This is a genomic window from Streptomyces sp. NPDC007205 (assembly GCF_040634095.1).
GTDB lineage: Bacteria > Actinomycetota > Actinomycetes > Streptomycetales > Streptomycetaceae > Streptomyces.
In genome coordinates, this window is sequence record NZ_JBEYEW010000091.1 from 1 (window position 1) to 8,883 (window position 8,883).

The 8,883-nt window shown below is 67.3% G+C and carries 8 protein-coding genes and 5 pseudogenes; 6 read left to right on the forward strand and 7 right to left on the reverse strand.

Annotated features, from left to right (window positions below; genetic code table 11):
• Together ABZ624_RS41180 and ABZ624_RS41185 are read left to right on the forward strand one after the other, a co-directional pair.
• Positions 1–100 (forward strand): annotated as a pseudogene (locus ABZ624_RS41180) (IS481 family transposase); the annotation flags it as partial.
• 324 nt (positions 101–424) lie between these two features.
• Positions 425–1,798: an ATP-binding protein gene (locus tag ABZ624_RS41185; protein ID WP_360100563.1), complete on the forward strand. Its 1,374-nt coding sequence runs from the start codon at positions 425–427 to the stop codon at positions 1,796–1,798.
• 132 nt (positions 1,799–1,930) lie between these two features.
• Here ABZ624_RS41185 and ABZ624_RS41190 read toward each other — a convergent pair whose 3' ends face one another.
• Together ABZ624_RS41190 and ABZ624_RS41195 are read right to left on the reverse strand one after the other, a co-directional pair.
• On the reverse strand, positions 1,931–2,317 hold the full coding sequence (locus ABZ624_RS41190; protein ID WP_360100566.1) for a DUF6009 family protein: 387 nt from the start codon (positions 2,315–2,317) through the stop codon (positions 1,931–1,933).
• A 371-nt stretch (positions 2,318–2,688) separates the two neighbouring features.
• On the reverse strand, positions 2,689–3,084 hold the full coding sequence (locus ABZ624_RS41195; protein WP_360100569.1) for a hypothetical protein: 396 nt from the start codon (positions 3,082–3,084) through the stop codon (positions 2,689–2,691).
• Between the two features lie 286 nt (positions 3,085–3,370).
• Here ABZ624_RS41195 and ABZ624_RS41200 point away from each other — a divergent pair, with 286 nt between their 5' ends.
• The 3 genes from ABZ624_RS41200 to ABZ624_RS41210 all read left to right on the forward strand — a co-directional run bounded on the left by ABZ624_RS41200 (position 3,371) and on the right by ABZ624_RS41210 (position 4,526).
• A complete protein-coding gene (locus tag ABZ624_RS41200) occupies positions 3,371–3,508 on the forward strand; it encodes a hypothetical protein (protein ID WP_360100572.1) in 138 nt (45 codons plus the stop codon).
• Positions 3,509–3,615: 107 nt separating this feature from the next.
• Positions 3,616–3,828: a hypothetical protein gene (locus ABZ624_RS41205; protein WP_360100575.1), complete on the forward strand. Its 213-nt coding sequence runs from the start codon at positions 3,616–3,618 to the stop codon at positions 3,826–3,828.
• Complete coding sequence (locus ABZ624_RS41210; protein ID WP_360100578.1) at positions 3,807–4,526, forward strand: hypothetical protein; 720 nt, start codon at positions 3,807–3,809, stop codon at positions 4,524–4,526. Before ABZ624_RS41205 ends, ABZ624_RS41210 begins: the two co-directional genes overlap by 22 nt.
• A gap of 163 nt (positions 4,527–4,689) precedes the next feature.
• Here ABZ624_RS41210 and ABZ624_RS41215 read toward each other — a convergent pair.
• The 3 pseudogenes from ABZ624_RS41215 to ABZ624_RS41225 form a co-directional block, all read right to left on the reverse strand.
• Positions 4,690–4,878 (reverse strand): annotated as a pseudogene (locus tag ABZ624_RS41215) (GNAT family N-acetyltransferase); the annotation flags it as partial.
• A gap of 69 nt (positions 4,879–4,947) precedes the next feature.
• Positions 4,948–5,178: pseudogene (locus ABZ624_RS41220) on the reverse strand (GNAT family N-acetyltransferase); the annotation flags it as partial.
• 59 nt (positions 5,179–5,237) lie between these two features.
• Positions 5,238–6,788 (reverse strand): annotated as a pseudogene (locus ABZ624_RS41225) (DEAD/DEAH box helicase family protein); the annotation flags it as partial.
• 373 nt (positions 6,789–7,161) lie between these two features.
• Between ABZ624_RS41225 and ABZ624_RS41230 the strand changes: the two are divergent.
• Positions 7,162–7,257: pseudogene (locus ABZ624_RS41230) on the forward strand (IS630 family transposase); the annotation flags it as partial.
• A 17-nt stretch (positions 7,258–7,274) separates the two neighbouring features.
• On the opposite strand, the gene ABZ624_RS41235 reads toward ABZ624_RS41230, so the two are convergent.
• The gene (locus tag ABZ624_RS41235) at positions 7,275–7,778 is read right to left on the reverse strand and encodes an ATP-binding protein (protein ID WP_360100581.1); all 504 of its coding nucleotides are present in this window, start codon (positions 7,776–7,778) and stop codon (positions 7,275–7,277) included.
• 116 nt (positions 7,779–7,894) lie between these two features.
• Positions 7,895–8,485 (reverse strand): SMI1/KNR4 family protein, encoded by a 591-nt coding sequence (locus ABZ624_RS41240; protein WP_360100584.1) that lies wholly within the window; start codon positions 8,483–8,485, stop codon positions 7,895–7,897.
• Positions 8,486–8,883 lie beyond the last annotated feature (398 nt).

Below are 8,883 nucleotides of genomic sequence, written 5' to 3' on the forward strand. Positions count from 1 at the left end.
AGACTTCCTGCACACCTACAACCACCACCGCTGCCACACCGCACTCGGCGGCCACCCACCGATCAGCCGTGTGAACAACGCTTCAGGTCAATACAACTAGGGCACGCTCCCCCCCCGCCTGACTCAGGCCACCGCGGGGCACCCTCCGTCCAGGTCATCTCCTCGATCACCGACGATTCCTCGCCGCAGCTTCCGCTGGAACGAGTTGGTGCCGAGGGCGTTACCCGGCCCCGCGACACGCCCGCCAAGGCGTGGGCGCGGTGTAAGGAGCTGCGAATCGAACGCACGCGCCCTCGCCCGCCCCGGCCGCCTGGCGAGGGCACGCCAAATACTCGCAACTACACCGCATGCGTAACCGATGGCCGACAAGCCCGACCATGACTCCGAGGGGTCGAAACCTAGCGCTGCGTCATAAGGTCTGCACATGGTGATGCGACTGCGCAGGCTCGAGAGCTTGCTGGGCAGACGGCTCGATGACGTCGACTACAGCAGCATCGCCGATCTGGTCGGCAACGCCGATGCAGCCGAGGGCGAGGATCTCGACTACAAACAGGCGCACTACAGCGCTGACGACAAGGGCCGTGAGGAACTGGCCAAGGACATCGCGTCCTTGGCCAACCACACGGGCGGTCTTCTCCTGCTCGGCATGGCCGAGGACAAGGGCGTACCTAGCAAAGTGTTCGATATTGACCTGGATGACCGTCACTTGCGGCACATCCGGCAGGTCATAGCGAACAACACCGCCCCGCCCGTTCCTTACGAAGCCATTCGTGTCCCCAACCCTGGCGCTCCAGGTACCGGATTCCTGATGCTCGCTGTGCCCCGCAGCCCTTACGGCCCACACGCCGTAACGGCGCCCCCGACCAAACCGTCCAAGGACACGCTGCGCTATCCCCGGCGTGGTGGCAGTAAGACAGAATGGCTCACGGAGACGGACGTCGCCACCGCCTACCGGGCTCGCTACACGGCGGCTGCCGAGCGTGACCAGCGCCTGGCCGACGTGGAGAAGGACCTCGTCGACGCCCTGTCCGACCGCATCACACCCCACCTCATCGTCACCCTGGTTCCCGAAAGTCCGGGCGACATGGTCATCGACTCCTCCCGCTTCGCCCGCTACCAGGAGGAACTTCAGCGCACGGAGCTACATCTCGGCCGACGTCACCGCACCTTCACACGCCCGGCCGTCGGTCCGCGTCGGCTGATCGTACGGGAAGCCGGCGACGACCGCGGCGCACGGGCAGAACTCCACCGGGACGGCAGCGCAGCCATCGGCCTGGTCCTCCACATCCATCAGTCACGCCTTGGTGGCAGCGAAGTGGACCTGCAGTTCGCTGAACCCGGCGAAGTCGTCTACCAACTGCTGTGCGCGCTCCGCTTCCTCGCCAGCCACGCATGCGACCGTGCCGCAACCAGCGGAACCGCAATCGTCAAAGCCGCCCTCGTGGCAGACATGGCCGACCACCCTGCGCGCGCGGCGGTCCCCGCCTTCGACCGCCCGCATACGATCTCGTTCCGCGTTGACCCGCTGGATCCCGGCTCCTGGCAGCGCGCCAAACTCAGCACTCAGGACAGCGAGTACGCCCATGCTCAGGCTGCCGTGATCCTGGACGACGTTGCCGACCATGGCCGCGGCCTGCTGGAAGCCGCCGCCACGCTGGCCGACGAACTTCTCCAAGCCTTCGGCTATCCAGAGAACGGACTCATCACCCGCGCCGGTGAGCTCCATCCCGACAAGTTCAGCCCCCGCAACTCCGGAGCCGTCGGCCTCTGGGCGCGACAACAAGGGCTGCTCGCCTGACGACCCACGCCTCCGAACCAGCCACCTGGGGTTCTTGCAAAGCAGTAGAACCATGACTGACTGCTTCGGTGGGTCTTCAGAAGTTGCTCAATAAATCCCCAGGTCAGCGCGGCACGCTGGTCAGGACTTGGGTCATCGCGGTCGGGAGCGGTCTCTACAGCGGGAGTTGTATGCCGAGTTCCTGCATGGCGGCCGAGGATGGCCCGCCTTCGGAGCGTTCCGTCTTGTAGCCCTTGACGCGGGGTTCGAGGGTGTGAGGGTGAAAGGGTGCAAGGCTTCGGCAGGGACGCTCTTGGCGTACAGGCCGTCAGGTAAGGTGCCGGAGGCGCGGGAGGGTTTGGTGTCGGGGCCGAGGACGGCGTAGCCGACCATGCGGCCGTTGCGGTGATAGGGGGCTTGCCCTTGCGGGTGGGCAGCCGGTCCACGGTCGGGCTTGAGGACCATGCGGGGTGCGGATTGGCCTGGTAGAGCAGCACGTTCACGCCATACGGCGGTCAGGGCGAGTCTGATCGGACCCATGGGCCGGCCGAACTTCGCACAGCGATCGTTGAACGCGCGCGCTCAGATCTCGGCGAGCGCCGACTGGTCGCGTCCGCGCCCCTGCCACAGCCGAAGACGCCCCCCCACCCACCCCTCTACGCATGGTGGCAATCATGCCGTACGACCCAGCATGCCCAACCTGCCGGCAGCGTCCGCGCGATGGTCCGCTGATCGCGGTGACTGGTAGAAGATCAAAAGCCGTAGGAAGCCCGAGCGGGTCAATGCTGGAGCGCCATGGTGGCCAACTGACGCACTCAATGGCCAACTGAGGCACTCTGTCACATGATCGTGTTACGAGCTCTTAACCTCTGAACCGCTGGAGAACGCTCGGCCGGGGCGACGATTGTGCGTCATCCTGCTTCGGCCGGAGATGAAACGGGGGCATCGACGTCACCACCGGACGTCAGGGCTCGGCGGAACGGAAGCGCTGTACCCAGGACGAAGATGCCGAAAAGCGTGATCGGCAACAGCCCTATCGGAAGGAGAAACGTGGTGGGGTGCGTCATGACTTGGCTCCATGCGACGCTCCAGTTGCCGGCCGTGTCCGCGAGCATGACCGCGGCAGCGAGCAACGGTCCAACAGGGCGAGCACGGATGATCAGCAGTGCTACCAGTGGATCCAGCAGCAAGAGCACGTGGAAGAGCAGTTGGACGAGCATCGGCGCGTAGTTGTAGGCGTCGAGCCCGCCCGTCACCAGGAAATACCCGTGTGCTGCCGTCCCTTCCAGAAATCCGACCGCGTACACGGCCGCCGTGCCCCGGAGCCAAACCGGACGATCCCCCCATCGCATGGTGGTTACCCTAGCTCGCCCTTGAAGGTCAGCCTCGAACGGGGCCTCGAATCAACTCCGTTGTGTCCCCGTCACGATGGCCGCATACAAGCACGCCCGACGCAGTGATTGCATCCCGTTTTGATCGCTTTCGGCTACTCAGGGGGCAGAGGCGGCACAGGGACAGTGAGCGTGGTGACCAGCGAGCAGCCGGTTCATAGGCATCAAGTTCCCAAACGTCGACGAGAACGACTACCGCGCGATGGCGGACACCATGCGGGAGTTCGCCGACAAGTTCGAGGGGCACGGGGCCGACGCCCACAAGGCGGTGGAACAGATCCTCGCCTCGTCCAAGGGCTGGGCCGTCCACTCGATGCAGACGCACTGGGCCCAGGTCTAGGCCGGTCACCTGGACAAGATCCCGGAGCTGGGCCGCCTGTTCGCCGAGGTGTGTGACGTCGTCGTGGACATCATCTCCGGGAGCAGGCCGAGGCGGAACTCGCCGTCATGGCAGGCTCGGTGGGCCTTTCGCTCGGGATGGCCTTCGTCACCGGAGGCCTGTCCGCCGTCCTCGGCGCGGCGGAGGTCGCGGCCATGCGGCAGCTGGTGAAACGCATCATCGACGAGGCGGCCGACCGGTGTGTGGACGAGCTGATCGCCCGGGTCACCGCTCCGGTGAACGCGCCAAGCTGGAGGCGATGGTCGAGGACGCGGTCCTGAACCTGGCCAACGACGCCTTCTCCCTGCCTCCGGATCCGACCGGCGCAGGCGGTGGCGGCGGGGCCGGCGGCAACGGCCACGGACATGGACACGGCGGCATGCAGCTGGCCTCGGCGGGCGGCGTGGGCGGCGGCTTCGCGCTCGCCTCCGCGGGCGGCGGCGGTGGCGGTGATGCGGACCTGTTCATCGACCACGAGGAGTTCGAGAGCGGCGCCGGCAAGGTCTCTGCGCACGCCAGCGCACTGCACCTGGCCAGCTCCTCCCCGCTCGACCGCGCCAAGGGCGCCTTCGGCCGCACCAGGGGTAAGGACACCTTCACCCGCGCCTTCGACTCGGTCCTGGAAGGTGCGCTGCACGGCTCCGAGAAAGCCCTCAAGAAGATCGTCAAGCATGTCACCGAGACGGTCCCGGACCGGGTTAGGGCCGCGTCTCGGCTGCACAAGCACAACGAACACGGTGTCCGGGACAAGATCAACTCGATCAAGCTCCGGAAGGGCGGCGACGGTCACGGCGACTCCCATGGCCCGGGCGGCCTTGACCGCGGGCGGCGGACCCGGACCAGGCCCGATTCCCTGCAGGACGCCGCATCAGACCCGCGCCGCAACGCCATCCCGCTGACCGAGAATAGGTGCGAAAACGATCATGTCGGTGCTGATCGTCGACGTCGCCGCGTTTATCGCATGCGATTGCGCGTCTGACCGCGTCCCGCTACCCGCCGGCCTCGTGCACGGCACCGACCGCTGATGGGGATCGCCGATTTCGGCTCTGGCCGCAGTTCCGTGAAAGCGCAGGTCAGCGCCAGGAAAGTAACATCTTCGACTGGGCCGTCCTACCTCGTGGCGATCAATGCGAGTGCGGCACCATGCCGAGCTTGCGGATGACGTTCTCGGAGGCGTCGTCACCCATCCGGCTGATGCTGATGACGCGGTCGAGGCCACGGTCCTGGAGCGCGAACTCCAGGGTGGCTTGGGCGGCTTCGGACACGTATCCCTGGCCCCAGAACCGTGAGCCGAGCCGCCAGCTGATCGCCACGGCGGGCAGTACCTCCGGTCAGCGCCAGGAAAGTAACATCTTCGACTGGGCCGTCCTACCTCGTGGCGATCAATGCGAGTGCGGCACCATGCCGAGCTTGCGGATGACGTTCTCGGAGGCGTCGTCACCCATCCGGCTGATGCTGATGACGCGGTCGAGGCCACGGTCCTGGAGCGCGAACTCCAGGGTGGCTTGGGCGGCTTCGGACACGTATCCCTGGCCCCAGAACCGTGAGCCGAGCCGCCAGCTGATCGCCACGGCGGGCAGTACCTCCGGCAGGAACTCGGGCACGGACAGACCCGTGAAGCCGGCCAGTTCGCGTCCAGGGCCTGTTTGTGTTCGGCCGGCCGGCGGTCCAGGAAGTGGCGCAGGCGCAGGTTGTTCACGCACTCGCCCAGGGCGAAGCCGTCCGGGTCGGTGTAGTCGGCGGGGACGTCGAGATGCCCGAAGCTGGTGCGGTAGCGGGTGGCGGAGGTGAGGGCCTGTTCCCAGGTGCCGATGGCTGGCAGGGTGATCTCCAGTCCGAGGGCGCGGGCCAGTTGCTCGGCGCGCTCGGGATGGGCGTAGCAGACGGCCCGCCGCTCCGTGGTGGTGCCGCTGTGCGTGCGGGCGGGCAGTGCGATGCGGTCCATGAACGATCTGTCGTGGGCGCGCAGCGCCTGCAGGAGGGTGAGCAGGTTCGCGAACGCGGAGTCCTGCAGCAGGTCGGCGGTGTCGGTGCCGGGGTGGAGGTAGACCGGGAAGATCAGGGTGGTCTTCTTCCCGGCGCCCGGGGGCTGGCGCAGGCCGCGGCCGACGGCCTGGATGGCGTCGATGGTGCTGTAGCGCGGATCGGCGAAGACCACGGCGTCGACGTCGGGCATGTCGACGCCCTCGTTCAGCACCCTAACGTTGGACAGCACCGCGCAGTCCCGGTCTGGGTCGGCGAAGTCGTCCAGCAGGTCGCGGCGCCAGTCGCTCGGCTGTTGGCCGTGGATCGCCTGCGCCCACAGGTTCTCGATGCGCAGTTCCTCACCGACCTCCAGGGCGGTGTCCGGCAGGCAGGCGGCGAAGGCCTCTGCGAGGGCGACGCGGTCGTGGAAGACCAGGACGCGGCGCAGCCGGTGTTCGGCGATCGCCCGCAGCAGGGCCACCTGGGCGGCGGCGTTGCGCAGCCCGTTGTGGTGGGCGCTGGTGGCGGGGCGGCGGGCGGCGAGGATGGCGTGCAGGTCGCTGTCCTCGACGATCGGCATGATGACCTGGTAGTCGGCCAGGATGCCGCGCTCGATGGCCTCGGCCATGCCCAGCTCGAACACGGTCGGGCCGAAGATGTCGCGGTGGTCCATGGTGGCCAGCGGGATGCGCTCCATGAACGGCAGCAGCTCGGCCTGGGCCGGGGCACCCCAGATCCTGGGCGTGGCGGTCATGTACAGACGGGTCTTGGCGGGGATAGCGGCGTCGTCGTGGACGGTGCCCCAGCCGTCTCCGAAGGCGGAACAGGTGCGGTGGGCCTCATCGGCGATCACCAGGTCCCAGGGCGGCAGGCCGTGCTGTTCGTGGGCACGCTGGATGTGGTGCAGCGAGCCGTAGGTGGCGAACACGGTGACCAGGCCGCCGACCCGCATCGCACGGGCGATCGCCCGCGGGTGACGAGTCATCACCGCCTCGCCGGGCGACAGTCCGCTCTCCCGCTGACGCAGGGAACAGACCCCGAGCGCCAGCCCCTCACGGCCGGCCTCACGCCAGCGCCTGATGGTCTGCGTCACCAGGGCCTTCGTCGGCATCAGCACCAACACGGCGCCCTGGGGAGCCAGACGCTGCTCGGCCTGCTGGGCGATCAGGGTCTTGCCGGTGCCGCAGGCGGCCACCACCGTCATGCGCCGCTCGCCGTCGGCCATGGCGGCATCGATCGCGGCGAGCGCCTCGATCTGGTGCTCGCGTAACTCCATAGCCTCTCCTCACGGAGCTGCCGAGGCACCGCATCATGCCCGGCCGACCCTGGGCCCGGCCCTCAGATCGCGCGGGAATGTACCTGCTGGACGCACCGGCCCGGGCCGCGCATCGAAAACTTTCGGCCAAAGACACGGCGCGCCCGGGGCGCGGTCACCGAACGCACCGCGTGCGGCGGCCCGGAGGCCGTAGAGAAGTACACGGACAGGCGGGGGGTCTCTTCGCGGGCCACGGCTGGCCGCTTCGGGTAGCCGTGGTCCGTGGGGCTCGGCGCGGTGTCCCGACGGTGAAGACCGGCGCCCCGTCGAGGGCAATGATGAGGAAGGCATGTGACAGTGACGGCGTCCCGTACACCCCGTGCCCGCGCGGCCCGCCCGCCATCCCGCCGTCCTGGCCGCACAACGTCGCGAGCGCGCCCGCATCCGCTGCGAGAAGAGCATCCGCTGGGGAGGGCGTCCGCTCTCCGCTGAACCGGCTTCAGGTCCTCAGGTCGAGGGCTGCATGACGACCTGCTCACCCTCTCCGTCCGGTTCCTCGAAGTTGGTCAGGTAGCGGCTGAACAGCGTCTCGTCCACAGTGACGGAGTTGGCGCCTTCCCCGCAGTTCCGTGCTTCAAGGCGACGTTCCAGCGTCGTCCGCTCAGCCTTGAGGTGGATCAGTTCCCAGCGGCAGCCGTGGTTCTCGATCAGCGCCTTGTAATCATCACGGGCGGCACGACTCCAGAAGCTGTAGTCCACCACCACATCGCGCCCGGCCAGCATCAGCTCGACCAGTTCCTGCCGCTGCTCGCGGCGGACCTCTTCCTTGAGCTGGTCGAACGCCTCCGCTTCCAGCACCAGGCCGGCGTCACGTTGCCCGAGTCGCTGCCAGACCACCTCGTCGATCGACAGGCGAACGTAGCCGCGTCGCACCAGATCCATCGCGTAGGTGGTCTTGCCCGCTCCCGGAAGACCACACATCAGCACCACCGTGCTCAATCGCTGCGTCACGGAGCCAGGTTAATCCCGAGGACGCGCCATCCTCCGTGGCCAGCAGTGCGCCCGCTGAAGCCCAACCCGGCGAACTTTGTGGTCAGAGCACCAGCAGTCGCTCCAAGCGGCTGCTGTTACCAGGGCTCCCCTGTGGAAGGGTCGAGGCTGGCCTCCCAACACCGTTGCTGTTCACGCCAGTTGACGAAGGAGGACTCTCTCGGAAGGACGACACTGATCGTCTCCTCCTGGAACTCTTCGTCGGTGAGCAGTCTGCGCAGGAACTCCGCCATTCCGAAAGGGTGGACCTGGAGATGGGGATTCGTGTGCCGCCCGCACACGAGCACGGGCCACAGGTCGGGATCGTCGCCCGTGGTCAGCCAGCAATAGATGTCTGCGCCACTGGTGACGCCCCAAGCCAGGATGGAGTCCGGATCCACATCGAGGGCCGCTCTGCCGCCGAGCATCTCCCAGGTACCGCGTGCATTCGCCGTCTCCTGCCGTAGGCCGGAGCCGTCCGAATAAGCATCGGGCCGAGGAACCGGCAGCACTATTCCGACTTCCCCACTGAGCTGCCCTGCCCCGTACACCTCCATGAAGGCGACATAGTCGGTCGGGAACCGGATCCCCCAGATCTCCTCGACCGCACTCCAGTCGATCCGCTCATCCACGCCGTACGTCGTCGGCACGACCTGCTCGAGCGCCGCTATCCGAGGGTTCCCGCCCACTTCCGCTCCTTCGCGCACACCTTCGAGAAGCCACAACTTACGCGATCACGCCACCCGCGGAAGGGGAATGGCCAGCGCCGGCACAGATCTCAACCCGGTGGACCATCCCGGTCACAGCACTAGCGGACGACGTGGACGGTCGCTGGCATGGAGGTGCGGTCCGTCTTCGCGTGCTGGCGGTGCTTATCGGTCGAGTACAGCACGGAACGGAACTGCAGCTCGCCCGTGTGCGTGACCTTGACGTTTGCGTGCGCATCGGCGTTGAAGCTCCGCGCGACGGCGTGCCAGTGGCTCCAGTGGCCGGGAGCCTTTTCAACGGTGAGCCTGCAGGGTGAGGATGGCCTTTGTGGTTGACGTGAGTGCGTTCGGGCTGAGTCTGGCCTTGCGGAGGATCCGCC